Origin of the sequence: Pseudomonas sp. 43mfcvi1.1 (genome assembly GCF_900115935.1) — a bacterium.
In the GTDB taxonomy this organism is placed as follows: domain Bacteria; phylum Pseudomonadota; class Gammaproteobacteria; order Pseudomonadales; family Pseudomonadaceae; genus Aquipseudomonas; species Aquipseudomonas bijieensis.
On the sequence record NZ_UETT01000033.1, the window covers coordinates 1 to 1,419 of the forward strand.

General features: G+C 53.4%; 1 rRNA gene. It reads left to right on the forward strand.

Annotation, left to right across the window (positions count from 1 at the left end):
* Positions 1-1,398 (forward strand): 23S ribosomal RNA (locus DTP52_RS30975); the annotation flags it as partial.
* Positions 1,399-1,419: the final 21 nt, after the last annotated feature.

The window sequence follows — 1,419 nt, forward strand, 5'->3', positions numbered from 1 at the left end:
TAAGGCCGAGAGCTGATGACGAGTTACCCTTTGGGTGACGAAGTGGTTGATGCCATGCTTCCAAGAAAAGCTTCTAAGCTTCAGGTAACCAGGAACCGTACCCCAAACCGACACAGGTGGTTGGGTAGAGAATACCAAGGCGCTTGAGAGAACTCGGGTGAAGGAACTAGGCAAAATGGCACCGTAACTTCGGGAGAAGGTGCGCCGGTGAGGGTGAAGCACTTGCTGCGTAAGCCCACGCCGGTCGAAGATACCAGGCCGCTGCGACTGTTTATTAAAAACACAGCACTCTGCAAACACGAAAGTGGACGTATAGGGTGTGACGCCTGCCCGGTGCCGGAAGGTTAATTGATGGGGTTAGCTAACGCGAAGCTCTTGATCGAAGCCCCGGTAAACGGCGGCCGTAACTATAACGGTCCTAAGGTAGCGAAATTCCTTGTCGGGTAAGTTCCGACCTGCACGAATGGCGTAACGATGGCGGCGCTGTCTCCACCCGAGACTCAGTGAAATTGAAATCGCTGTGAAGATGCAGTGTATCCGCGGCTAGACGGAAAGACCCCGTGAACCTTTACTATAGCTTTGCACTGGACTTTGAATTTGCTTGTGTAGGATAGGTGGGAGGCTTTGAAGCGTGGACGCCAGTTCGCGTGGAGCCATCCTTGAAATACCACCCTGGCAACTTTGAGGTTCTAACTCAGGTCCGTTATCCGGATCGAGGACAGTGTATGGTGGGTAGTTTGACTGGGGCGGTCTCCTCCTAAAGAGTAACGGAGGAGTACGAAGGTGCGCTCAGACCGGTCGGAAATCGGTCGTAGAGTATAAAGGCAAAAGCGCGCTTGACTGCGAGACAGACACGTCGAGCAGGTACGAAAGTAGGTCTTAGTGATCCGGTGGTTCTGTATGGAAGGGCCATCGCTCAACGGATAAAAGGTACTCCGGGGATAACAGGCTGATACCGCCCAAGAGTTCATATCGACGGCGGTGTTTGGCACCTCGATGTCGGCTCATCACATCCTGGGGCTGAAGCCGGTCCCAAGGGTATGGCTGTTCGCCATTTAAAGTGGTACGCGAGCTGGGTTTAGAACGTCGTGAGACAGTTCGGTCCCTATCTGCCGTGGACGTTTGAGATTTGAGAGGGGCTGCTCCTAGTACGAGAGGACCGGAGTGGACGAACCTCTGGTGTTCCGGTTGTCACGCCAGTGGCATTGCCGGGTAGCTATGTTCGGAAAAGATAACCGCTGAAAGCATCTAAGCGGGAAACTTGCCTCAAGATGAGATCTCACTGGGACCTTGAGTCCCCTGAAGGGCCGTCGAAGACTACGACGTTGATAGGCAGGGTGTGTAAGCGCTGTGAGGCGTTGAGCTAACCTGTACTAATTGCCCGTGAGGCTTGACCATATAACACCCAAGCAATTTGTA